Origin of the sequence: Helicobacter burdigaliensis (genome assembly GCF_003670295.1) — a bacterium.
GTDB lineage: Bacteria > Campylobacterota > Campylobacteria > Campylobacterales > Helicobacteraceae > Helicobacter_D > Helicobacter_D burdigaliensis.
Map to the genome: position 1 here is coordinate 1 of NZ_QXJG01000013.1, position 24945 is coordinate 24945.

General features: G+C 33.6%; 26 protein-coding genes. 3 read left to right on the top strand and 23 right to left on the bottom strand.

The genetic code is table 11. The annotated features are described in order from the left end of the window. Window positions 1-163: 163 nt before the first annotated feature. The 8 genes from EBF09_RS05890 to EBF09_RS05925 all read right to left on the bottom strand — a co-directional run bounded on the left by EBF09_RS05890 (window position 164) and on the right by EBF09_RS05925 (window position 6702). On the bottom strand, window positions 164-721 hold the full coding sequence (locus EBF09_RS05890) for a D-glycero-alpha-D-manno-heptose-1,7-bisphosphate 7-phosphatase (RefSeq protein ID WP_121764210.1): 558 nt from the start codon (window positions 719-721) through the stop codon (window positions 164-166). A gap of 8 nt (window positions 722-729) precedes the next feature. Then, window positions 730-1275: a queuosine precursor transporter gene (locus EBF09_RS05895; protein ID WP_121764211.1), complete on the bottom strand. Its 546-nt coding sequence runs from the start codon at window positions 1273-1275 to the stop codon at window positions 730-732. 86 nt (window positions 1276-1361) lie between these two features. Beyond that, window positions 1362-1619, bottom strand: a complete 258-nt coding sequence (rpsR, locus tag EBF09_RS05900; protein ID WP_034291136.1) for a 30S ribosomal protein S18 — start codon at window positions 1617-1619, stop codon at window positions 1362-1364. Window positions 1620-1631: 12 nt separating this feature from the next. Further along, window positions 1632-2156: a single-stranded DNA-binding protein gene (locus tag EBF09_RS05905; RefSeq protein WP_121764212.1), complete on the bottom strand. Its 525-nt coding sequence runs from the start codon at window positions 2154-2156 to the stop codon at window positions 1632-1634. A gap of 16 nt (window positions 2157-2172) precedes the next feature. Beyond that, window positions 2173-2583: a 30S ribosomal protein S6 gene (gene rpsF / locus EBF09_RS05910; RefSeq protein ID WP_121764213.1), complete on the bottom strand. Its 411-nt coding sequence runs from the start codon at window positions 2581-2583 to the stop codon at window positions 2173-2175. Window positions 2584-2664: 81 nt separating this feature from the next. Further along, window positions 2665-3666: a DNA polymerase III subunit delta gene (locus tag EBF09_RS05915; protein WP_121764214.1), complete on the bottom strand. Its 1002-nt coding sequence runs from the start codon at window positions 3664-3666 to the stop codon at window positions 2665-2667. A 67-nt stretch (window positions 3667-3733) separates the two neighbouring features. After that, on the bottom strand, window positions 3734-5893 hold the full coding sequence (locus EBF09_RS05920) for an RNB domain-containing ribonuclease (RefSeq protein WP_121764215.1): 2160 nt from the start codon (window positions 5891-5893) through the stop codon (window positions 3734-3736). Continuing rightward, window positions 5893-6702 carry an HDOD domain-containing protein gene (locus EBF09_RS05925; RefSeq protein ID WP_121764216.1) on the bottom strand — a complete coding sequence of 270 codons (810 nt, stop codon included), beginning with the start codon at window positions 6700-6702 and terminating at the stop codon, window positions 5893-5895. Before EBF09_RS05925 ends, EBF09_RS05920 begins: the two co-directional genes overlap by 1 nt. Window positions 6703-6861: 159 nt before the next feature. Between EBF09_RS05925 and EBF09_RS05930 the strand changes: the two genes are divergently transcribed. Both EBF09_RS05930 and EBF09_RS05935 read left to right on the top strand, forming a co-directional pair. Continuing rightward, on the top strand, window positions 6862-7800 hold the full coding sequence (locus EBF09_RS05930; RefSeq protein WP_121764217.1) for a DUF2860 family protein: 939 nt from the start codon (window positions 6862-6864) through the stop codon (window positions 7798-7800). Continuing rightward, window positions 7800-8030, top strand: a complete 231-nt coding sequence (locus EBF09_RS05935; RefSeq protein ID WP_121764218.1) for a DUF2798 domain-containing protein — start codon at window positions 7800-7802, stop codon at window positions 8028-8030. Before EBF09_RS05930 ends, EBF09_RS05935 begins: the two co-directional genes overlap by 1 nt. A gap of 144 nt (window positions 8031-8174) precedes the next feature. On the opposite strand, the gene EBF09_RS05940 is transcribed toward EBF09_RS05935, so the two are convergent. The 5 genes from EBF09_RS05940 to pheS all read right to left on the bottom strand — a co-directional run bounded on the left by EBF09_RS05940 (window position 8175) and on the right by pheS (window position 14338). Beyond that, the gene (locus EBF09_RS05940) at window positions 8175-8717 is read right to left on the bottom strand and encodes a YceI family protein (protein WP_121764219.1); all 543 of its coding nucleotides are present in this window, start codon (window positions 8715-8717) and stop codon (window positions 8175-8177) included. A gap of 116 nt (window positions 8718-8833) precedes the next feature. Further along, on the bottom strand, window positions 8834-9667 hold the full coding sequence (locus tag EBF09_RS05945) for a 4-hydroxy-3-methylbut-2-enyl diphosphate reductase (protein WP_121764220.1): 834 nt from the start codon (window positions 9665-9667) through the stop codon (window positions 8834-8836). A gap of 14 nt (window positions 9668-9681) precedes the next feature. Beyond that, the gene (aroA, locus tag EBF09_RS05950) at window positions 9682-10986 is read right to left on the bottom strand and encodes a 3-phosphoshikimate 1-carboxyvinyltransferase (RefSeq protein WP_121764221.1); all 1305 of its coding nucleotides are present in this window, start codon (window positions 10984-10986) and stop codon (window positions 9682-9684) included. After that, the gene (gene pheT / locus EBF09_RS05955; RefSeq protein ID WP_121764222.1) at window positions 10983-13346 is read right to left on the bottom strand and encodes a phenylalanine--tRNA ligase subunit beta; all 2364 of its coding nucleotides are present in this window, start codon (window positions 13344-13346) and stop codon (window positions 10983-10985) included. The genes aroA and pheT overlap by 4 nt, the downstream gene beginning before the upstream one ends. After that, a complete protein-coding gene (pheS, locus tag EBF09_RS05960; protein ID WP_121764223.1) occupies window positions 13343-14338 on the bottom strand; it encodes a phenylalanine--tRNA ligase subunit alpha in 996 nt (331 codons plus the stop codon). Before pheS ends, pheT begins: the two co-directional genes overlap by 4 nt. A 137-nt stretch (window positions 14339-14475) precedes the next feature. Between pheS and EBF09_RS05965 the strand changes: the two genes are divergently transcribed. Beyond that, a complete protein-coding gene (locus tag EBF09_RS05965) occupies window positions 14476-14856 on the top strand; it encodes a histidine triad nucleotide-binding protein (RefSeq protein ID WP_121764224.1) in 381 nt (126 codons plus the stop codon). A 147-nt stretch (window positions 14857-15003) separates the two neighbouring features. Here EBF09_RS05965 and EBF09_RS05970 read toward each other — a convergent pair whose 3' ends face one another. The 10 genes from EBF09_RS05970 to EBF09_RS06015 all read right to left on the bottom strand — a co-directional run bounded on the left by EBF09_RS05970 (window position 15004) and on the right by EBF09_RS06015 (window position 24904). Continuing rightward, window positions 15004-16560 carry a YifB family Mg chelatase-like AAA ATPase gene (locus tag EBF09_RS05970; protein WP_121764225.1) on the bottom strand — a complete coding sequence of 519 codons (1557 nt, stop codon included), beginning with the start codon at window positions 16558-16560 and terminating at the stop codon, window positions 15004-15006. A gap of 10 nt (window positions 16561-16570) precedes the next feature. Then, window positions 16571-17077, bottom strand: a complete 507-nt coding sequence (gene def, locus EBF09_RS05975) for a peptide deformylase (protein ID WP_121764226.1) — start codon at window positions 17075-17077, stop codon at window positions 16571-16573. Continuing rightward, the gene (locus EBF09_RS05980; protein ID WP_121764227.1) at window positions 17077-18201 is read right to left on the bottom strand and encodes a diguanylate cyclase domain-containing protein; all 1125 of its coding nucleotides are present in this window, start codon (window positions 18199-18201) and stop codon (window positions 17077-17079) included. The genes def and EBF09_RS05980 overlap by 1 nt, the downstream gene beginning before the upstream one ends. A gap of 16 nt (window positions 18202-18217) precedes the next feature. Next, window positions 18218-18808, bottom strand: coding sequence for an ATP-dependent Clp endopeptidase proteolytic subunit ClpP (clpP, locus tag EBF09_RS05985; RefSeq protein ID WP_121764228.1), 591 nt, complete (start codon window positions 18806-18808; stop codon window positions 18218-18220). Continuing rightward, entirely contained in the window at window positions 18805-20103 is a 1299-nt protein-coding gene (tig, locus tag EBF09_RS05990) for a trigger factor (protein ID WP_121764229.1), read from the bottom strand. The genes clpP and tig overlap by 4 nt, the downstream gene beginning before the upstream one ends. 111 nt (window positions 20104-20214) lie before the next feature. Then, on the bottom strand, window positions 20215-20910 hold the full coding sequence (locus EBF09_RS05995; RefSeq protein WP_121764230.1) for an ABC transporter ATP-binding protein: 696 nt from the start codon (window positions 20908-20910) through the stop codon (window positions 20215-20217). Next, a complete protein-coding gene (locus EBF09_RS06000) occupies window positions 20897-21673 on the bottom strand; it encodes an ABC transporter ATP-binding protein (protein WP_121764231.1) in 777 nt (258 codons plus the stop codon). Before EBF09_RS06000 ends, EBF09_RS05995 begins: the two co-directional genes overlap by 14 nt. Continuing rightward, window positions 21673-22875, bottom strand: coding sequence for a branched-chain amino acid ABC transporter permease (locus tag EBF09_RS06005; protein ID WP_121764232.1), 1203 nt, complete (start codon window positions 22873-22875; stop codon window positions 21673-21675). Before EBF09_RS06005 ends, EBF09_RS06000 begins: the two co-directional genes overlap by 1 nt. 9 nt (window positions 22876-22884) lie before the next feature. Continuing rightward, the gene (locus EBF09_RS06010; protein WP_121764233.1) at window positions 22885-23784 is read right to left on the bottom strand and encodes a branched-chain amino acid ABC transporter permease; all 900 of its coding nucleotides are present in this window, start codon (window positions 23782-23784) and stop codon (window positions 22885-22887) included. Between the two features lie 13 nt (window positions 23785-23797). Beyond that, a complete protein-coding gene (locus EBF09_RS06015) occupies window positions 23798-24904 on the bottom strand; it encodes an ABC transporter substrate-binding protein (RefSeq protein ID WP_121764234.1) in 1107 nt (368 codons plus the stop codon). Window positions 24905-24945 lie beyond the last annotated feature (41 nt).

Genomic DNA, 24945 nt, shown 5'->3' on the forward strand with positions numbered 1-24945 from the left:
TATTAAAGATTAATATTTTAAATTTTTGAATTTTATTATAATTTTTTTTAAATTTTGATTTATTATTTTTTATTTATAGAATCTTTATTTTTACTTTAAATATTTTCAAATTGATTTAGTAAAATTTCATAGACTTTGGAAGCTGGTAAGCTTCACTTTTGATTTAAAGAATAATTTTTAAAGCTTCTTGGATACTTTTAATTTGATGTGTAGAATTTGGGGCTTCTCCCTCACCTATGTAGATTCTATTTTTCACACCCACAGCTTTACCTGCTTGCATATCTGTGTCTTTATCTCCTAGAATATAACTTTCATAATCGTCTAAATTTAGCCTAAAATCCTCACAAGCATCTTGCAACATCTTACTTTGTGGTTTTCTGCATAGACAGCCTTCTTCTTTTGTATGCGGACAATAATAAATCCCATCAAAACCTATATTTTTTGGCACAAAACCGCTTTTTCTAAGGGGTATGGTAAGCATAGAGTTAATTGCATTTTGCACAAAAGTGTGTAGTTTCAAAAGATCTTCTTTGGTAAATAATCCTCTATTAATACCTGATTGATTGGTTACCATAATACAAAGTGAATCTTGCTTTTTAAGCTCCAAAAAAAGCTCCATAAATCCCGGAGCAAAAAAGAAAGTTTCTATCTTAAAACTATAAGGGGAATCTTCTAAATTCACCACTCCATCTCTATCAAAAAAAACAACTTTTCTTTTCATATCTATCCTTAACGCAAAAAGCCAAAAGCCCCTCTAAGTCTAATTGCAAAAAGATAAAACCAAGGAGTATTTAAAAACGCTAAAATAAATTTAATCAAATAATCACCTAAAATAATCATAACAATACTTTGCCATGGCATTACAAACAAAAATCCTACAAAGAAAAAGATTACAGTATCTACAAGCTGTGAAGTGGCTGTGCTTCCCGCACTTCTTAGCCACCAAAGGCGTGGAAATTTTGACTTTAGATAATAAAAAGCATAAACATCTACTTGCTGTGAGATGAAAAATGCCATAACACTTGCTAGTGCTATTCTAAATTCTGCTAAAAACATAGAAGGGATAAAAGCACATAATATCCCTAAGCGCACCACTTTTAATACTTCTTTTTTACTATAACGCTCTGCTAAAATATCTGCTAAAAGAAAAGTGAAAGGATAGGTTAAAGCACCATAGGTTAAAAAATCGTTGATTTTAAATTGCACTAAATAATTGGAAGCTACAATCAATGATGTAAAAATGGTAACTGAAATAAATATCACTGAAAAAGGCATAATTCTCCTTAACAAATTAAAAAAAGTTCAAAGTATAAAATCTTTTTAAAAAGTTAATCCCTCTAAAAAGAGGGAACTATAAAAACTTAGATTTTAAAAGGGTTTTCAACCACTTTCTTTCTATCTACGATATATGGAATAAGCGCCATATGTCTTGCACGCTTGATGGCTACTTCTACACGCTCTTGCCATTTTTTAGAATTCCCTGTTAAACGGCGAGGCATAATTTTATATCTCTCTGATAAAGAATGCTTTAGCATATCTACGTCTTTATAATCAATAAACTCAATCTTTGCCTCTGTGTATCTACAATATCTTTTAGAATATCTCTTTTTTTCTGCCATTATTTATCCTTTTTAGAATGGTATTTCATCATCATTAATGTCAATTTCTGGGATTACTGGCTCTTTAGGGGGAGCTTTTTTAGGCATTGCTTGAGTTGTCTGGACTTGTGTATTATAAGAAGGCGTGTTATATTCTTGCTCGTATTCATTATAAGAGCTTCCATTATAGCCACCGCCATTATAATTGCCACCATATTCTTGCCCTTGACTTTGGCGACCTCCTAGCATTTGCATACTTTCTGCTGTAATGCTATGGCGACTTCTCTTTTGCCCTGTGTTATCTACCCAACTTTCTAAAACCAATCTTCCCTCAATCAAAACTTGTGAGCCTTTTTTTAGATATTGATTTGCCACTTCTGCAGTTCTACCAAACAAATTTACATCAATGTAGCACACTTCTTCAGCGGGTGTGCCATCTTGCTTTTTATAGCGACGATTAGTTGCCAAGCCTATCTTTGCAAGTGCAGAACCACTTGGAAGATAACGCAACTCTACATCTCTTGTCAGATTCCCTGCTAAAATGACTTTATTAAACATCTAAAATCCCTTAAAATTAGGCTTCCTCAGCCTTATCTTCTTTTTTGCTCTCTTCTTTTTCAGAAACTTCTTTTAAAGGAGCACCTTTTTTATTATGAATTGCTCTATCTACTAGAACTTCCCAAGCTTTTTGCTCTTTTTTGCTCTCATATTTAATCACAATAAAGCGTAAAACATCTTCATTAATACGATACAAACGCTCTAGTTCTAAAACAAGCTTAGGCTCTGCTTTGAAATAAATTACAAAATAATAACCACGCTTATTTTTTTTGATTTCATAAGCAAGATTTCTCATACCCATATCTAAAGTGGCACTAATTTGCCCGCCATTGTTTAAAATCGCACTTTTATAAAAATCAATTTTTTGTGTGATTTCTTCTTGTGTAAGAGTAGGTTTGATAACAAACATAGTCTCATAAAAACGCATAAAATCTCCTTTTGGATTTTGCCCTTTATCTTTATAAAAAGAGCAAGGAATTAATTTACAAAATAATTGTAAGCTTTGATTTTAGCATAAAATTTCTTCTAATTTTATTAAAGTATTTAAAAGTCCATTTTCTTTATTAATGCCTTTAATAGCCTCTTCACGCCTTGCATTGAGTGTATATAAAATTTTCTCATATTGATCTTGCTTTATCATAATGGCTATTTTTTTACGCTTTTCTAAAAGGGCTGGAGGAAGCTTGTAGCCTAACACCTCTTCGGAAGTAGCATTGCCATGAAGTTTAATATGAGAAAAAAACAAAAAATGTGTGAAAAAATACTTTTGCATATCATTAAGCAGTGAAATCTCTTCATAACCTTGCTCCAAAAAAGAACTTAAAGTTTTCAAAAAAGGCTTTTTAAAAATAAGAGCTTCCAAAATCTCTTCATAATCTATACTTCCTAGCCCATAGCCCAAACTTTGCACTAAATTAGAATCTATCTCGCCTTCAAATATGCTATATTTTTGCAATTCTGCGATTGCAAGTGCTAAAGAGTTATTTTGCTCTTCTAAAATTTTACGCAACAAAAAATCTGTAATTTGAATAGAAAATTTACTAGCAAATTCCCTTAAAATCTCTAAAGATTCATAAGGGCTTGGCAAGAAAAATCGTACTTCATAAACATCTTTTCCTTTAAAGCTCCCTGCCATTGCTTTGCAATCTTGTGCGTATTCTGCTTGGGTTTTATTTTCTGCTTGATAAAACTCTATGATTAGGTATCCACTTTGTGCTTTTAAAATGCTATCTATTAGGCTATCTAGTTGTTTTTTGGCAATCTTTTTATCGCATTTTATCCATACAAGATTTTCATCTCCAAAAAGCGAACCTTGTGTAAAACAAGAAAGTATGCTTTCATAGTCGTATTCCCCAAAATAAAAAGCATTTTTTTGCACGCCTCTTTCTAAAAGTATATTTTCTATCTTTTGCCCATAAAATCCGGGCAAAAAGCTTTCTTGTCCATAGAGTAAAATCGCCCTTATAGTTGCATTGCTTTTTATTTTGCTATCTAGCTCTTTTTTATACATTTTGCCTCACTTTTGTCCTTTTCTTTCTTGTTCTCTTTGCCTTTCCATAGCTTTTTGACGCTCTTTTCTACGCTTTCTTTTTAGACGCCTTTTTTCTTTTCTTCTCTTCTTGCAAGGCTTTTTTGGTGGCATTTTTTATTCTATTGGCTTCGTTTTGTGCTTTTGCTTGTTGCTTTTGTCTTAGAATCTCTTTTTTTTCTTGCAAGTAATTTTGGGCATATTTTTTATTTTTTAATCCCATAACCTCTTCACTTATTAACTCTACAATACGCCCATATACCTTAGCAGTCGCAATATTTACTTCTAAGATTTCCACTCTTGCTTTTTGATATTTTACACCTGTTCCTTTTATGCAAGTAACTCTAGCTCCTATGAGTGGATAAGTTGTGAGCGTAATGAGTTGAGGAGTATTTTCATTTGTGATTATCCCCTCATAAGTTGCTCCTATATGTTCGCTTAAATAGCGCGCAAGCTTCCTATCTTTAAAATCAAGCTCTACCTTGCTTGCTTCTTGCTCTAAGCGATTAAGCTCTTCGCACAATAAAAAAGGAGAAGGTATAGTCTCATTCCCTTTTTTAATCTGGATTTTATCCTTAATGAGCCTATGAAGGATTAAATCACTATATCTGCGAATAGGGGATGTAAAATGGCTATATTCGGCAAATCCTAAACCAAAATGCCCTATATTATAAGAAGCATAAAAAGCTTGTTGCATAGATCGGATGATTAATTTATCCACCTGTTCTCTCATTTTTAACCGCTTTGCTTTCTTTTGCACTTCTTGAATGCTTTTATGAAGTTCTTCTAAATTCTTTGGATATTTTGCTTCTTTAACAAGCCCCAAAAGTTGCAATTCTAAAAATAAATCTTTAATGCTTGCAGAGCGAGGCTTTGGATGCACCCTATAAATTCCAAGCTTTAGCCCCTTATCTCCTTGTGTGTTTTTTTTAGATAAAAAAATTGCACTTTGGATATTTGCTAAAAGCATACATTCTTCTATGAGATTATGAGAGAGAGTTTGTTTCTCTTGCAAAATGCCACTAATTTTTTGATGACTATTTAAAAGCAATCTATGTTCATCGTTTAAAAAATCATATCCCACTTTTAAGCGTTTTTCCCTTAGCTTAATAATCACTTCTTTTAAGCTTTCTAACATTTTTTGTATTGTGGGCTTTATAAGTTTGCTCATCTTTTGCTCAAAGAATGAATCTACATCCTCATAAGTTAGCTTTTGTTTTACCTTGATAATCGCCTCAAACACTTCAGCTTCCAAAACAGCTTTTGTGCGCTTATGAAAACGCATTTTCCAAACCATTGCAAGACGCAAATAATTTTCTTTTAAAGAGCAGAGATTCTCGCTTAAATTTCTTGGAAGCATAGGAATGGATTTATGCGGAAAATAAATGCTAAAGCCTCTTTTTTGTGCTTCTTGATCTAAATAAGAATTAGGAGTTACATAATAGCTTACATCTGCTATTGCTACATAAAGTGTGGAATTTTGCGCATCATAAAAAATCGCATCGTCATGATCTTTTGCATTTTTAGGATCTATCACACAAAAAGGAAGTTGTGTAAGATTCGCCCTTTCTTTATGATTTTTTAATAGCAATCTATCGCCAAACTTTTTAGCTTCCAATTCTGCATTAAAAGAAAATTTCTCGCTTTTTCCAAAACTTGCTAGGGAGATTACCTCATCAATATTTGCATCTTGCAATCTTCCTATCACTTCTATAATCTCGCCATTATCAGGATCTATTTTTAAAACCACATCTTTGGGAAGTGTGCGAAGAGATTTATTAGAAGCTTTAAGCTTATAGGTTATTTCATTTTGCAAACCTATCCCCAAAAACTCAAGCCCATATTGCTCTAGGGTGCAAAGGACGCCTTTTTTTTCCTTGCGTAAGATACAAATCACCCTACATAAGCCTTCTGTTTTTCTTAATGTTTTTATAAGAGCTATATCGCCATTTTTAGCATTATTTACACAGCCCTCTGGCATAAATAAAGTTTTTGGACTAAAAGGGGGAATTAGCTTTGCAAAAGCTTTTTTGTTTTTCTTAATGCCACAGATTCTAGCAATGGCAAATCTAGGTGCTAAGCGATAAAAACCATTTTCTACTAAAATCGCCTCTTCTTTTAAAAGAAAATCTAAGTCCTTTTTTAAGGTATCAGCAAGTTTGCAATCTTGTTTAATTCCATCTAAGAGAAGATTAATTAATTCAATCATTATTTTAAAGACAACTTATGTTTGTTTAAAACATTCAAAAAAGCTTCTAAAGGCAAATTGTATTCTTTGACTTTTTCATAGGCTTCTTGGATTTGCTCTTGCGTAAAAGCATAATAAGGGGTAATCAAAGAATTTACCACACGCAAAGGATAGACATATTCTTTTAAAGATTCTAAAATATCCTTAGAATTAATAGCTGTAATCACATCTATCATATTTTCTTCAAAATTCCACTTTTTAAGAAGCTCCTTTAAAACCTCAAAACAATCCATTCCCAACATTTGTTTTTCAATTTCTTGATTATGCTTAAAATCAGCTTTGGAGATTTTTTCATAAAATTCTTTATCTTTATGTGTTTTTATAAGATAATCTGCAATCACCACATTGCCAATATGCATTAAAACTACACTAGGTATCAACACTTCTAGCTTTTTATCTCCACAATACCACTGATACAAAAAAGCACTTCTTGCTTCTGTTGTATCATAAAATTGTTGTGTATCTAGTCCATAAGGAGAAAAATTTGGCACAAAGCTAGATTTCAAAGCGCTCGCAATTGCAATCCCCTTAATAGATGCAATACCAAACAAACTCACAGCAAAGCTCAATGTCTTCACTTGTTTTACATGTCCATATAAAGGAGAATTTGCAATTTTAATAATATTTGCTACCAAAAAGGGATCTTGTTCTATTAGTTGCACCACTTCTTTTAAAGTTACATCACTTTTAGAGCAAAGCTCTTGAAGCTGGGTAATAACTTTTGGAAGTGGGGGTAAAGATTCAATATTAGATAAAATAGAAATTTCCATAAAATAATCACACTTTTTATTTTGATACTTTTTAAATTCTTTTTTATGAATTTACCATATTCTACCAAATAAATATAAAAATCAAATTTAATATCTTTTAAAGATTAAAAGAATAAAATTCCGCTTTTTAAAATTTTTATTACTCAATTAGGAGATTTTATGTTAAATAAAATAATTATGGGCTCTCTTGTAGCGAGTGTTCTTTTAATAAATGCTAATGCAAATGAATTTGAGCACGATGGATTTGGGGGAAGTATCAGTTTAGGAGGCGGTGCAAGAAGTTTAAAGAGTAACATCAATCCTGCAAACGATGCAAGAAAAATCGGAAGTTATAATGATACACACAAAAGCAATGATGGGACAATTTTTGTAGGGCTTGATTTATACTATAAAGGCATTAGAGGGGAAGATAAAATCTTCTTAAAAAACTACAATGGACGCGATATTAGCGGACTTAGTGCAGGATATGCTTTTAATTATGGTGCTAACACTACTGAAATTGCTTTAGTAAGTGCTTTTGGCGAAGAGGCTTATGCAAACCCTTACCAGCTTAATGTAGATAGAGAAGTGGTAGATCGTTATCAAATCGGTGGAAGAATCGGGCATACTTTTAGATTTGGAGAAAATAGCAAAGTTTATGGAAATTATACTTTTGCAAAAGACGATTATGATAAAGAAGTTCTAGCAGAAAGCCTAAAAAGAGATGGTTATTTAAATGAATTTGAAATTGGATACGGATACAAAGGATACAGCATTGGGGCTTTTTATGATTTCAAAGATGCTAAAGGAGGCGCTGAAAGCTATGATAGCTATGGAATAAAGCTTAAAGCTAGCAGTAAAATCTTTGATGATAAAACTTATGCAAAAGCTGGTTTTGAATATGGCAAAAGAAACTATGATGATAAAAACATCATTTTTGACAAAAAAAGAGAAACGGATGTTATCAAACTAGATCTTACACTAACGCGTGAAGATATTTTTGGCTTTAATAATTTCTATGTATTTGCTAGCTATCTTTATGGAAACTATGGAGATGATATTGGTTTCTTTGATGAGCGATACCATATCGGTTTAGCGGGTGTAGGATATAGATTTTAATGTTTCCTAGAAAATTCTACCGACTCATTTTTACAACTCTTATGAGTTTTACTATGAGTTTTATGATGTCTGGGATTATTACTTATTTAAATCTTGGGCTAAGTAAAGATTTTCTCTCACAATGGCTAATTCATAGCTTCCCAAAAGCTTGGGTGGCTGCCTTTATAGTGGCTTTTATTATTATCCCAAAAGTGGCTAAAATCAGTGAAGCACTGATTAAAAAAGATTAGGTGTTATAAAGCAATTTTACAAAACTACAAACACTCTTTTAAACTTGATTAGTCTTGAATTGCAAACACCATTATTAAAAAATATTAAAAGTTAGAATTTAAATTTAGAGGAAATTGCGGGATAAAAAGCCAAAAAAGGCTTTATTATTGTGCGTTTGCACTTAGAGTGAGAATAATCTCCACTTCATCGCCTACAAGGCTGTCTTTTAAGCTAGATTCCCAAACTACACCAAAATCAGAACGCTTAATTTTTGTGGTTGCATTGATTTTTAAAGTTTTCCCCTCTAACTTTGGAGTTCCACTAAAAACCACTTCTTTTGTTTTATCTTTAATAGTAAGATTACCATAAATTTTACCCGCTTCCATTTTAGTCATTTTAAAAGTCATCGCAGGATATTTTGCAACATCAAAAATATCAGGCGCTCTTAAATGATCATCTCTTTGCTTACTTGCAGTATCCACAGAAGCAATATCCACACTACCCTCAAATGTATTTAAAGCTTTTTTACCCTCATCATAGTCAATCACTGCACTAAATTTTGTAAATTTTCCATCTACTTTTGTAAGTTTTAAATGGGATACTTTAAAATCCACTTTAGAATTTGCATTATCCAAAGCATAAGGAGTAGCTAACGCAGGCAAACTAAGCATAGCAACAATCGCCGAAATTTTTAAGAATTTTCTCATCTTATTTCCTTTGTTTATAAAATATACTTTTATTCTAGCATACTTTAAAGAAAATAATAATTTTTATAAAATAATTATTTTTATTTTATAAAAATTTGTGAATTTTTGTGGCATTTTTAAGAATCATTAAAACTTTTCAAGCGTTCTACCACTTTATCAATAATCCAATTTGGAGTAGAAGCTCCCGCACTCACACCACAAATCTTCTTACCTAAAAACCAAGATTCTTCTAGCTCTTGTGCTTCTTCAATCAAATAACAATCTTCACAAAATTCCTTAGAAATATTATAGAGTTGCTTGGTATTTGCAGAGTTTTTACCCCCAACAATCACCATAACATCCACCTCTTTAGCCAAACTTCTAGCGGAATCTTGATTATCAAATGTCGCATTGCAAATCGTATTAAACACGCGACATTCCGAGCATTGCGGTATCAAAAAGTCAGCAATTTTTAAAAATATTTCCACATTTTTAGTGGTTTGTGAAATGAGTGCAACCTTATCTAAAATCTTCACCCCTTTTAATGCTTCTAATTTATCAATCACTATGGGTTCGTTTTTGCAATAGCTCATCACCCCCTTAACTTCAGGATGTTTTGCATCACCAAAAATAATAATTTGATAGCCCTCATTACTCATTTTCTCACAAATTTCTTGAGGTTTGGTTACAAAAGGACAGGTAGCATCTGTAATATTAGGAGTTATCTTTTTTAACTCCTCTAAATCACTTTTAGTAATTCCATGTGTCCTTATAATCACCTCTTGATTAGGCTTTACTTCTTTTATATTTTCATTCACCACTACATTGAAATTTTCCCTCAAGCGCTCAATTTCTTTTGCATTGTGGATAAGTGGCCCTAGAGTAATACTATTTGGCTTACTTTCAGCAAGCTTTATTGCACGCCTTACCCCAAAACAAAAGCCATAATTTTTTGCTAATTTTACTTCCATATTTTCCCTATCTTTTAATTTTTCTCTTCTAGTGTTGTAATTTCTTTTAAAATATTTAAAAAATTAGGAAAAGAAATATTAATATATTCTGCATCTTTTATACAAATACCACTTTTCAACCCCGCAATAGCAAAGCTCATAGCAATTCTATGATCGCCAAAACTTACAACTTCTGCTTTTTTAAATTCACCCCCTATAATACTAAAGCCATCTTCAAGCTCTTTTGCTTCAATTCCACATTTCTTTAGGTTTTCCACCACCGCTACAATGCGATCACACTCTTTTACTCTTAGCTCTTTTGCATTTTTTACGATACTTTCTCCCTCTGCACAAGCCATAGCAATAGCAAGAGCGGGCAACTCATCAATCAGCCAAGAAATCTTGGAGCTAACCTCCACACTTTGCAATTTAAGAGGTGCTTTTAAATAAATATCACCGATATCTTCATAAGCACTTTGTGTGATTTTATACTCTATTTGCACACCCATTTTTTCTAAAATTTTAAAAGCTTCAATCCTTGTAGGGTTTAGCAACACATTTCTTAAAACACCGCTAGAATCTGGAGTGATAGCAATCGCCACCGCAAAGAAAAAAGCACTTGATGGATCGCTTGGAACTTTAATCTCTAAAGCTTTTAACTTTTCTTTTAAGGGAGTGATTTTAATCTTCACTTCTGTATTAGAAATTTCACTTTGTATTTTTGCACCCATACCACAAAGCATTTTTTCTGTGTGATCGCGACTAAGCTCCTCTTCATAATAAAAGCTTGTTTCCTTGGCAAAAAGCCCTGCTAAAATCAGTGCAGATTTTACCTGTGCACTTGGAATTTGACTTTTAAAGGTAAAGTTTTGCAAATTAGGATTCCCAACAATCACAATGGGAGCATATTTCCCCTCTTCTCTACCATAAATTGTAGCACCTATACTGCTTAGTGGCTTAGCCACTCTTCCCATAGGACGCACATTTAAATATTCATCTCCGCTTAATACAAAAAGTCCTTTTTGAGCGCTTAAAAGCCCCATATAGAGCCTTATTGCTGTCCCTGCATTGCCACATTCTAAGATTTCTTTGGGTTCTTCTATGCCATTTTTTGGAGGGATTAATTCTAAGCCTTTTGTGTGCTCTTTAACGCTTAATCCAAGCTTTTGAGCAATTTTTAGAGAATTTAGCGTATCCTCCCCTAAAAGGTAATTTTCCACAAAAGAAGGCTTTTCACAAAGCAAAGAAAAAATAGCACATCTATGTGAAATAGACTTATCAGGAGCTATCGAGCTTGAATCAAGATGAAAATGTTTTGTGGGTGCTATACTTATCGTCATCTTAACTCTACTTTAAATTTATCTTTTAGGCATTCTAAAACTTTGCTAGTAATTTCTACAATATCTTTTTCCTCTAAAGTTTTATGATTAGATTGTAATTCTAAGCGAATTGTTAAGCTAATCTTATCCCCCAAGCTTTCTTCTTTATAAACATCAAGAGGATAACTACTTACAATCTCTTCAATCTCTAAAGCTTGAATGGCTTGTTGTAACTTGTAATAAGGGATTTGCTTATCTACTAACACACTTAAATCTCTAATGGTTTTTTGGTATTTAGAATACATTTTAACTTCTAATGGTTGCAAGCTTAAATTTTCTAATGCAATTTCACAAACAAAAACATCTTCTATTCCAAGCTCTTTAGATACTTTAGGATGAAGCTTAGAGATAATACCTACTTCTTTTTCATTCTTTAGTATCTTAGCACATTGTCCTTTGTGAAACAAATCCTCATTGCAATTAGGATTCTCTTCTAGTCTAAAATCTCCGATCACGCGTGAAACCCTATCTGCAAAAGTATAAAATTCCCCTTGAAGCCCTTTTGCATGAGGATAACGCTCCTCTTTTAAAAATCCACTTTGCAAAAATGCGATTTTAACACTTTCGTTGCGATTTTCATCATATACAGAGCCAATCTCCATTAAAGAAACTGCATTAAAGCCATTATTATGATTACGCAATGCTGCTTCTACAAGCCCCACAATCATCGTAGGGCGTAAAGTATTTAAATCATTTGTAATAGGGTTTAGTAGCTCCAAATCCTCTCTTAGTGTTTTAAAGCCATATTTTTGGAACTTTTCCTTACTTCCAAATACAAAATGTATAACTTCATTAAATCCTACCCCTATTGCTTTTTTAGCATATTCTCTTTTTTGATAATAAAGATTATGCGATGGGTTAAGTTTATTGCTTTGAATAAAGTCAAGAGGAGCACTAGGTACACTATCGATCCCTACAAAACGAATGATTTCTTCTAATACATCTTGATAGCTTACAATATCGTGCCTAAAAAATGGAGGTGTTACCACAAGCAAATTTTCATCGTTTGGAATCTCCACTTTAAATTCTAAGCGTTTTAAGAGATTTGCAACTTGTGAGCGTTCTAGCTCCACGCCTACTACCTTAGAAGCCCTTAAAATATCAATTGTGATAGGATTTACTTGTGGTAATTCTATAAAGTCATGCCAATCTGTAAAAAAAAGAGTGCTTTGATGATCTATAACTTTATCACTTAAAAAATCAAATGCCAATTTCAAATCCGGATTGCTTCCGCGTGATGTGCGTTGAAAGATTTTAAGATTTGTTTTTGCTTTGGTTTCTAGCACTCTTTGTGCAATAATATGAGGAGGAATATAACTCGCTTCCAAAATAATAAAATCTTTTCCACAACTTCCATTTAATTCCTCTGTATTTGCTTCTAAACCAATAGTAGAAAGCTTTGCTTCGCCATTATAAACACTCTCAAAGCCTTTTTCATCTTTTTTGATACTTAATACCACGCGCTCTTGTTCTGCCTTATCACGAATTTGACAAAAACTTTGGGGATACGCATTTAAAATTACTCCAGTATAAAGCATACACAAAGAACTAAGGTTACTTAAATACCCCGCTCCAAGCGCTTCATTAAACCCCAAAAATAATAAAAACTTAAGAGGGATTTTAGCGCAAGAACTCTCTAAGGCACGATAAGCTAGGGAGCTTTCTTTTTTATCTTGCAAAATTACTTGCAAAACTCTTCCAATTCCAGGAGCATTTTCACTCTCTTTGGACTTTGGCTTATTAAGCTCTAATTCAAAAGCAACGCTAATATCCCTTGCTATCCCATATACACTCATACAATCGCCACGATTTGGCGTGATAGACACTTCATACACTTCATCATTAAAGACTGCATACTCACTTAGCTCTTTTCCTATGATTAAATCCCCTAGGCTAGAATCTAGCTCCATAATTCCATCATTAACAGCAGGGAAGCCAAGTTCGCTTGTAGAACAAAGCATACCACAGCTCTCAACTCCTCTTAAAGTAGCCTTTTTAATGGTAATTTGTGGTAAATTTGCACCCTCTAATGCCACTGCGACATATAAACCCTCTTTGGCATTTTTTGCTCCACATACAATCTGTCGCACTTCATATGCACCCTCTTTGCCACCAATAGCCACTTGACACACATTAAGCTTTGTTGCATCAGGGTGCTTCACACATTCAAGTATCTTTCCCACAACGACATTTTTAGGAGCCTTCAAGGTGCTAAAAGATTCAACTTCTAGTCCTATTTTATTTAAAGTGCTACAAATTTCTTGTGATGAAATTCCATTTAAAGGAATGATCTCTTCTATAATACTTCTTGTAAATTTCATTTAAATTGCTCCAAAATTCTTAAATCACTTTCAAAAAATGCCCTTAAATCTGGCACACTATAAGCAAGCATTGCAAACCGCTCAACCCCCATACCAAAGGCATATCCACTTACATTCTCATAACCCACTGCCCTAAAGACATTATTATCCACACAGCCACAGCCTAAAACCTCTAACCAGCCCGTATGTGAGCAAACTCTACACCCACTTCCTCCACAAAAAATACAGCTCATATCTACTTCAGCACTTGGCTCTGTGAAAGGAAAGAAGCTTGAGCGGAATCGCACCTTTACTTCCCCAAAAATATATTTTAAAAAGTCCTCTAAAATAAATTTTAAATTTGCAAAACTCACACTATCGCTCCCCTCTTCCACCACTAAGCCCTCTACTTGATGAAACATAGGAGTATGGGTTAAATCATAATCGCATCTAAAAACACTTCCAGGGCAAATCATACGGATGGGTGGCTTTTGACTTTCCATTGTTCTAATTTGCACAGGAGAAGTATGCGTGCGTAAAAGCTTCCCATCTTTAAAATAAAAAGTGTCTTGCATATCTCTTGCTGGGTGATATTTTGGTAAGTTTAATGCTTCAAAATTATGAAAATCATCTTCTACCAGGGGTCCCATTTCTAGCGAAAAATTCATAGAAGTAAAATATTCTACAATTCTATCCATCATAAGCATTACTGGGTGAATAGAGCCCCTCAAACTTGAAGGCGTAAAAAGACTAACATCAATTTTTTCTTGTTCTAGTTTTGCTTGAAGCTCTAAAAAGCTCAAAGCTTCTTTTTTATCACTAAGTGCCTTTTCTACTTCTAACTTGAGTAAATTTAACTCTTTTGCCTTTTGTTTTCTTTCCTCTTCACCTAAATCCCTTAAAGCACTAAAACTTGCTGTTAAGCTCCCTTTTTTACCCAAAAGAGAGATTCTAATCTCCTCTAGCTTTGCAAGAGTAGAGGCTTCTTTGATTTGCGTAAATATTTCTTTCACCTTCAATATCCTAATTTTTTGTAAAGTAACTTTGTGATTATAGTAAGAAAAAGATTTACTTAACTTAAGTTATATAATATAATTACAAAAACTAAGGATAAAATTTCACTTTATCCATTAAAACACAAAGGAATCTTATGACTGTATTTGAAAAAATTATAAAAGGAGAACTTCCTTGCAACAAAGTTTTAGAAAATGATGATTTTTTAGCTTTTCATGATATTGCACCTAAAGCCCCCATTCACATTCTAGTAATCCCTAAAAAATTTTATAAAGACTTTCAAACAATAGCTCCCGATGCAATGGTAGGTTTCACAAGCTTTATCCAACAGGTTGCAAAAGAAGTAGGATTAGATAAAAGCGGTTATCGCCTCATTAGCAACATCGGCATTGATGGGGGACAAGAGATACCCTATATCCACTTTCATATTTTAGGAGGCACAAAACTAAGATGGGACAATCTAGCACAAAATATCTCCGAAAAAGAAAGATTAGAGGAAGCCAAAAAAAGCCTATAATTAGGCTTTTATGTGTCCTTGCAAATTCTGCACAAGTAAATCACAACAAATAGATTGCAAATCTAAAAATAATTTTACCTACTAATTTTAATATCTCTTTAAAGAAATAATCATGATTTTTTTAAAACTTTTTGATAAGTTCTAGTTTTAGTTAATTTTACGGAAACTAAGTGCCTCTAGCAAATGCTCCTTATTTATAGAGATACTGCCATCTAAATCTGCTATACTTCTAGCAACACGCAAAACTTTTGCCCTGCTACGCAAAGACAGCAAAAAACGCTCTTGCGCCATTTGCATTATCTTCTCTCCCTCTGTATCAAGCCTACAAAATCGTTCAAACTCTTCGCCTTCCAGCCTAGAGTTAAAGCAGCTTTGCCCCCTTTGCTTTTGTCTTTTAAAGGCTCTCAAAACTTGTTCTTGCAGACTTTTAGAAGTTATCCTATCTTTACTTTCATCACCTTCTTGCATTTGCACCACTAAATCAATCCTATCCCAAAAAGGCTCTGAAATTTTATTCTTATAAGCATTAATTTCTTTTTCCGTGCATCTGCAAGACTTTTTAGGATTCAAAAGATTTCCGCAAGGACACGGATTCATCGCACCCACAAACATAAAATTTGTAGGAGTAGTGACTTTAGCATGAAGACGCGAAATGCAAAATTCATAATTTTGTAAAGGCTCTCTTAAAGACTCTAAAATATTTTTTGAAAAATGGGGCAATTCATCAAAAAACAACACACCCAAATTTGCACGCGCAATCTCTCCAAATTTAATAGAATTTGCTATCGCACTTCCCAAAATTGCTGCTTTAGTTGCACTATTATGCGGACTAATAAAAGGACGATAAGGAGAGAGCTTTAGCGTATGGGAGGCAATCTGCAAAATCTCTTCTAATTTCAAGGGTGGTAAAATAAAAGGGATTCTTTTGGCTATCATACTTTTGCCACTCCCTGCACTGCCCTCATATAAAATATTATGAAAACCACATGCACTAATTAGGGCAGCCCTCTTTGCCCTCTCTTGCCCTATGACTTCACTAAAATCCAAAGGAAATTCACAAAGATAATAAAATCTCTCTCCCAAAATTTCAAAATTTTCAAATTCTAAGTGGCTCTCATCTCCTAATTTTGCCTCACTAGGACTTTTTAAAATCTCCACTCCCTCTTGGAGCGTTTCTATATAATATGCTTTTAAATGAGGGATTTTAGAATAAAATTCTTTAGCTTCTTTTGGCAACAAAAAGAAAGCTTCTTGATACTGCGTTTTACTCAAAAGAGAAAGGATGAGCGGATAAATAGAATCAGTATTTTTCACCCTGCCATCAAGCCCTAACTCACCAAACGCAAACCATTGCTCCCTAACTTGTGCTTTTTTGCTTTCATTGTTTGTCGTTTCTTCTAAACTTTGCTTGATTTTGCTTTCTTTATCTTCTCCTAAAACAATAGCAAGCGCAATAGACAAATCATAAAAACTTCCTTGCTTTGGCAAATCTGCTGGAGAAAGATTGAGAGTAATTTTAAGCGGAGGAAATTTAAACTCATTGATTAAAAGCGAGGATTGCACCCTTTGCTTAGCTTCTTGGATAGCATTACCTGCTAAACCTGTAATTTGAAAAGATGGAAGAGCTTTGGTAAAGCTTACCTCCACTTCCACGACTTTTGCTTCTATGCCCTCCATCGTGGCACAATATAGATTTTTTGACATAACTTAGCTTTTAAAGCTTCTTCTTTTTCTTTAATTCTTTTTCAAACTTCTTGCGTTTTAAGATAGGAAGTTTATCCACAAATAAAATACCATTTAAATGATCAATTTCATGCTGAAAAGCCACCGCTAGATAATCTTGTGCTTCTATTTTTTGTGGCTCTCCATAGCGGTTTTGATAGCTGATTGTAACTTTTTTAAAGCGTTTTACATCCTCATAAAACTCCGGAACAGATAAACAACCCTCATTAAAAGAAATCTCACCCTCTTTATCCAAAATTTCTGGATTAATCACTTCTAATAAATCCTCTTTATTTTGGTTACCTTCCTCATCTGGGATACAAATAAGCAAAGCCCTTATGGGTTTTGCAACTTGAATGGCTGAAATTCCAACACCATTTTTAAAAAGCATTGCTTCATACATATCATCTAAAAGCTTATGTAGCTCTGCATCAAATTTCTCTACTTTGCTAGAAATTTGTCTTAAAAGTGGGTTTGGATAAGTAATAATCTCTAACATTATTTTTCTCCATAACATACATAAGAAACATTGTTTTGTATAGCTTTTTTCAATGCCTCATTAGCATTTTTCATAGCATCCTTAAAATTAAGTGTAGAATTTAGCTCTAAAATCCCACAATTAATGCCAAGCGTAACTTCCTCTTCTTCTAAGAATACACTTGTAGCTCCTATCATCTCAGAAATTTTATTGGCAAAGCGTTTTGCACTCTCTTTGTCACTATGGCTTAAAAGCACAGCAAAGATTCCCCCCTCGCAATACGCTATCACATCTACTCTTGTGGTTGCTTTTTTGAGTATCTTTGCCACTCCTTTATTGATAAGAATGTGATTTTTTTTCTGTTTCGTAACTTCATCAAGGTTCTTTGCAGTTTTAATTAAGACTAAAGAGGATTTGTATCTTATCTTTTTCATCTCTTCTAGTTCATAAGCCATCTTGCTTTGTAAATAACGGAGATTAAAAACACTATAAACAAGATTGAAAACTGCTTCTTCTTCAATGCTTTGCATAAGGTTTAAGCAATGGTCATAGCATTCTTTTGTTTCTACAATCTGCCCTTCAATCACTTTGGCAATTTTTTGTAATTCTTGCTCAAAAACTATAATTAAATTTTGTAAAATATTTGCATTTTGCACGGAATTTGTTTCTTTAATGCGTTTTTGCAAAACGCTTTGTAAAAGAGTGAGATTTTTATATAAAGAAGCGATTGTTTTTAATACACTAGAAACTGCTTGATTATTTTGTAAAACTTTTGTTTCAAGGGCAATTTGTTTTTTAATATTTGTTTGTTCTTTCTCTAAAATCTCTCCCGCTTCTTCTTGGATTTCTTTAGAGTTTCCATCAAGCATTTTTTCAAAATAAATTCTATAATTTGCTGGTGTTGGGGGAATGCCACCTTGAAGCATTATATTTAGAACTTCTTGTGCATAGCCTTGTATATCTTTTATAGAAGGATTCTCTAAAGTTTTATGTGAATTTTCTGCATGAAAATCACTTACTTCTGCTTCCTCAAAAGAACCAAAAGATGGCAAATTCTTTTCAAAATCTATGGCTTCTTCACTCCCCTCAAAGCCTCCTGTTTGAAAACTTTCTAATTCTGAAAAAGAACCAAAATCATTTGCCATCTCAAAACCTCAAAAATTATTTTAAACTTTTAGTTAGCACATTATCAATAAGCCCATATGCCTTAGCTTCTTGTGCGTCCATGAAAAAATCTCTATCTGTATCTATTGCAATTTTTTCTAAGGGCTGTTGCGTGTTTTCACTCAAAATTTTATTAAGAATTTCTCTCATTCTTAAAATTTCTTTTGCTTGTATTTCAATATCGCTTGCTTGCCCTCTAGCACCGCCTAATGGCTGATGAATCATAATTCTAGAATGGGGCAAGGAATATCTTTTGCCTTTTGTTCCGCAACTTAGCAAAAATGCTCCCATAGAAGCTGCTTGTCCTATACATATAGTGCAAATATCAGGTTTGATGTAATTCATCGTATCATAAATACTAAAACCACTCGTAATCACACCACCCGGAGAATTAATATAAAGATAAATATCTTTTTGGGGATCTTCTGCTTCCAAAAAGAGTAATTGTGCTACGATAGAAGATGCCACCACATCATTAATCTCTCCACTTAGCATAACAATTCTATCTTTCAAAAGGCGAGAGTAAATATCATAGCTTCGCTCTCCACGCCCTGTTTTTTCAATAACTACGGGAACATAATAGCTCATTTTGCCAACTTATCAAGTAAATTAGTAAGGATTCTATCTTCTAGCATTGCCATTTTGACTGCTGGAATTAGATTATTATTCTTATAGTATTCTAGCATTGCTTTAGGATCTTGACCCATAGCCATTGCTTCATAATAGATAGTATTAATCACTTCATTATCAGGGATATTAATACCCTCTTTTTTAGCAATCGCATCTACAATGAATGTAATTTTTACACTTTTTTGTGCATTTTCTCTTTGCTCTTCGCGTTTAGCTTTTAGAGCTTCTGTATCTTTAGCAAGTTTTTCTTGCTCTTCTTTGCTTAATGCCATAAATGTATTTCTAAACACTAAATCCATTTCTTGCTCTACAATGAGTTTTGGTAAGTCAAAATTAATATTTGCATCAAGATTATTGATAAGCTTTTCTTTAAGCTCTGTATTATAGAGATGTTGCTTTTTTTCTTTAGCGATTTGCTCTTTAATCTTTTCTTTTAAAGTTTCTACATTTGCATCTTTAACTTCAGGCAAAAGTGTCTTAGCAAAATTATCATCAATTTCTATTTTGCCTTTTGTTTGAATCTCATGCAACTTTACTTTAAACATTGCAGGTTTTCCCGCTAAATGTTTAGCTTGATAATTTTCTGGGAAAGTTACATTGATTTCTTTTTCTTCATCTACTTTCATACCAATAAGCTGATCTTCAAAACCTTCTATAAAAGACTTGCTACCAATTTGTAAAAGATACCCTTCTGCTTTTCCGCCCTCAAACGCTTCGCCATCCACAAAGCCTTCAAAGTCAATCTTTGCAAATTCACCTTCTTTTAGTTTGCGTCTTGCATCTTTAATGCCCACCAAAGGTGCTCTAGCACTTGCAATATCTTCTAATCTCTTAGCAATATCTTCTTCGCTAACCTCTAGCACTTTTACTTCTGGCACACATTTTTCTAAATCGCCAAGCTCAATATTAGGTGTCAAGCTAAGCTCAATTTGTATTTCAATCCCATCCTCTTTTTTGTCAAATTTTGTGATTCTAGGATCGCCAATTAAAGCACTTGGTTCTAAATTCAACTCTTTTAAAATATCTTTTAATAAATCTTGCACACATTCTCTTTGTGCGTCCTCTTCTAATCTCTCTCCATAACGAGCTTTTACCACTGCTACTGGAACATGTCCTTTACGAAAACCATCAATTTTTAAATTTTTACTAGCAGTTTTTGCAACATTTTCTAGTTTCTTATCTAGTAGCTCTTGTGGGATTTTCGCTTCTGCACTTGCATTAGCACTATCTATTCTATTTACTTTCAAGCTCATCTTGCTCTTACTCCAAAAATTAAATTGTTAAACTACTGATTCTAACAAATATTTTCTTAAAATACAAATGCCTTTAAAAATCGCCTTTTACTCAAAAAACTAAATTTATATTTAACCACCCAAATAGCGTTTTTTAATCTCAGGATCTTTTAAAATATTTTGTGCGCTATCATGCATTGTGATTTTACCATTTTCTAGCACATAAGCCCTATTTGCTATCTTAAGTGCTGCAAAGGCATTTTGCTCCACTAAAAGCACCGTAATTCCATTATCTTTTAAATTTGTAATAATCTCAAAAAGTTCTCCAACAACCTTAGGTGCTAATCCCAAACTAGGCTCATCTAACATCAAAAGTTTTGGTTCACTCATGAGTGCTCTAGCAATCGCTAGCATTTGTTGCTCTCCCCCACTCATAGTTCCTGCCATTTGTTTATAACGCTCTTTTAGTCTAGGGAAAAGACGATACATTTTGTCTTTCATTACTTCAAAATTTTCATCATTATTGTATGCGCCCATACGCAAATTCTCATCTACACTCAAGTTTGTAAAAACTCTTCTACCTTCTGGAACAAGTGCAATACCCCTTTGAATAATCTTATGTGTAGGGACATTAGAAATATTTGCACCAAAAAAACGTACCTTACCCTTTGTCTTTACGCTATGGACAATGCCATTTAAAGTAGAAGTTTTACCTGCACCGTTACTTCCAATAAGCGTGATAATTTCATGCTCTTCAATATGAAAATCTATCCCCTTTAAGCCTACAATAAGCCCATAATGCACTTCTAGGTTCTCAACTCTCAACATAATAATCTCCTAAATATGCTGCAATTACTTCTTTATTGTTAATGGCATCTTGAGGCTTTCCACTAAAAAGCTTCTTACCATAATCTAGCACCAAAACTTCATCGCATAATTTATTCACAAAAGGCATATCATGTTCAATAAGCATCACACTCAAATTAAAATCTTTTTTCATTTTAAAAATTAACTCGCAAAGCTCTTCAGTTTCTTTTGGATTCATTCCTGCTGCTGGTTCATCTAGCAAAAGCAACTTAGGATCAGTCGCTAAGGCTCTTGCGATTTCTACCTTACGACTATTACCATAGCTTAGTGAATCTGCGGGTAAATGAATAAAATCTTGTAATCCTAGATACTCTAAAAGCTCTATTGCTTTTTGCTTTACCCTTTTTTCTTCTTTAAAAAATCTTCCTACTCTAAAAACCGCTTCAAAAAATGTGTATCTTGCTTCATTGTGAAAACCTATCAATACATTTTCTAGCACACTCATAGAAGAAAAAAGTCTAATATTTTGAAAAGTCCTTGCTATACCTAAATTCACAATCGTATTTGGCTTATATTTTGAGATATTTTTACCCATAAAAGTAACTTTTCCACTTGTGGGCTTATAATTTGCAGTGATGATATTAAACATCGTAGTTTTTCCTGCGCCATTGGGTCCAATTAGACCAAATATCTCCTTTTCCTTAATAAAAAAACTTACATTATCAATCGCTTTTAATCCACCAAACTGAATGCTTACATTCTCTAATTGCAATAAAGGAGACACTATCTACCTCCCTTTAAAAAAGAAAATCTTCTTGTAGGATTTAAATCCCAAATCTCTTTTTTGCCCATAATTCCCTCACGCGCAAAAAGCATAATTATCACTAAAATCACAGAGAAAAACACCATTCTTAAACCCGGATAAGAGCCAAAATCTTCTCCAAAGAAAACTAAAGGCTGATCTAAGAATCTAAGCCATTCTCCACCGCCAACTACCAAAATCGCACCAATAATTGCTCCACTTGTGCTACCAAGCCCCCCTAAAACAATAATAATAAGAAGCTGAAAGGTAAGCTCAAAGCCAAAGATTTTAGGATCAATCGTAGTTAGCATAACCGCCATCAATCCTCCACCAACACCCTCTAAAAAGGCACTCGTAGAAAAAGCAAAAGTTTTAATTTTAAGTGTATTTATCCCCATAGCGATGGCTGCATCTTCATCATCTCTTACTGCTTTCATTGCGCGTCCATATTTTGAATACACGATTTGCAAAATCAAAATCACAGAAACAGCCGCTAAAATCCCACTCCAAAATAATACTGTGATATTAGCCCCATTACTAAAAGAATGCTGATGCACATAGCTAAAAGCTGATTTTAAAAATTCAGGCATAAACCCCGCTTGACTTAAAGAGAGTAGTAAACTTTCAATACCTTTTACAATACTATCTGAATTATTTGGAATATCATTTAAACCAATAGCACCATTTGTAAATTCAGGACTATTTGTCGCTACAATCTTAATAATAAAACCAAATCCTAAAGTAACAATCGCTAGATAATCGCCCCTTACTCTAAAAACAGGGAAAGATAATAATACTGCCAAAAGTGCGGCAACCCCCCCACTAAGGAGTAATGCAGGAAGTAGCTCTGAACTCATCATAAGCACTAAAGGATGCGGATCTGCTTCTTGAAACATATCCCACTTTAAATCTTCTCCTAGTAGCATAAGTGCTGTAATGTATGCACCCACCGCGACAAATCCATTAGGCTCCAAAGAAAGCTGTCCTGTAACTCCATTGATAAGATTATAACTTACAGCTAAAATTACAAAAATAAGAATGGTATTAAGAATCCTTAAAGAATAATCATTAAAAAAAGTTTGCGATGCAAACAAAAATACAATCATACAAAAATAGATAAAAAGATGAAAGCCTAAGGTAGAACCCATAGAATTTGATTGATAAATTTTCTGTAATTTTCCCATACACTTTCCTTAAAATCTACTTTTTTCTAAACGCCAATCACCCATAATCCCAACAGGACGGAAAAGCAATACAAGTATCAAAAATAAAAATGCAAAAGCATCTTTATATCCGCTAAATTCTGGGAAAAATGCTACCACCATAATCTCGGTAAATCCCAAAATAAAACCACCTAAAACGGCACCTCCTACACTTCCAATACCCCCTAAAACTGCAGCTGCAAATGCTTTTAACCCTATAAGAACGCCCATTAAAGGAGTGATTGTAGGATAAGAAATCGCATAAAAAATCCCACCAATTCCTGCTAAAATACTTCCTATTGCAAATACAAGTGCTATGATATTATTCACATTAATCCCCATAAGACGCACAGTATTAATATCAAATGCTGTAGCTCTAATTGCCATACCTTGCTTAGTCTTATAAAGGAACTGCAAAAGCACTACAAGCAAAATAAGTGTTACAGCAGGAATAATAAGAGTAATAGACATAAAATTCAGCCCAAAAAACTGAAGATTTTGTGAAAAGAAAGCAGGTGCTTCATAAGCAGTCGGCGAAGAACCAAAAGTAACACTAAAAAGATTTTCTAAAAAAAAGCTCACACCTATTGCAGTAATTAGCATAGAGATTCTAGGGGCTGAACGCAAAGGCATATAAGCAACTTTATCAATCCCTATTCCAAGCACCATACAAATAAGCACAGCCAAAATCGCAGATGCATAAAAAGGAAGCCCAAAAGAACTCATTGCAAAAAAACTTGCAAAAGCCCCCACCATCATAATATCTGCGTGTGCAAAATTAATAAGTCGCAAACAGCCATACACCATAGTATAGCCAATAGCAATAAGGGCATACATACTGCCCAAACTCAAACCATTAATACATTGCTGAAAGAAAGTTAAACTATCCAATATCCTACCTTAATTAAGGTTCAATGGTGGTTTTATACACCAATTTTCCACCTTTAACTTCATTGATAACAGCGCTTCTAATCGCCTCACCATTGTTAAGAGAGAATTTACCACTAATCCCCTCATAATCTTTTACATTTCTAATCTTATCATTAATACATTCTTTATCTTTAGCGCCACATTGTTCAATCGCTTGCACTGCTACACCATAAGCATCAGCAAGCATTGCACTAAATGTGCTTACTTCTTCTTTATATTTATCTTGATAAGCTTTGATAAACTTCTCACCCTCTGGCGTTTGCTTAGAGCTTGTGGAGTAATAATCTGTTACCATATAGCCCTCACCTGCTTCTTTTGCAATTTCAAAGAAGATTTTATTAGAAGTAAGCCCATCACCACCAATAGTAGGAACTTTTAATCCTAATTGCTGTGCTTGAGAAGCAATCAAAGCTCCTTCTGTATAATAAATAGGCAAATAAAGCACATCAGGATTTTTTGCTTTAATACTTGAGAGTTGTGCTTTAAAATCATGCGTTCCTGCTTGCGCTGTTGTTTCAATCACAACCTCACCTCCAAGTTTCTTAACTTGCTTTCTAAAAGCCTTAGCAAGTCCAATAGAATAATCACTGCTATTATCAAACAAAATCGCTACTTTTTTAGCACCTAAATCTTTAATTGCTAAATTTGCCGCAATAATTCCTTGAAAACTATCTGCAAAAGAGATTCTTGAAACATATTTTTTACCCCTTGTTACCCTATCATTTGTAGCCACAGGAGAGATTAGTGGAGTTTTACTATCGTCTGCGATTTTTGTCATCGCAAGTGCATTTGTAGAAATCATAGGACCAATTACCACGCTCACTTTATCGCTAGAAACAAGCTTTTGCATAGCATTTGCAGATTCTATTTTATCACTTTTATTATCTACTAATATTATTTGTATTTTATCTCCATTTTTGGTAGTGCTTTTAGCTTCATAAGCAAGATCAATCCCTCTCTTACCAAGCTCGCCAAATCCACCTACTGCACCACTCATAGGCAAAACAACACCTATTTTTACATCCTCTGCATTTGCCATTACACCACAAACTAATGCTAAAGATAAAAGAATCTTTTTCATCGCTATTTCTCCTTTGCATTTTTACAAAAAGTTATTTTTAA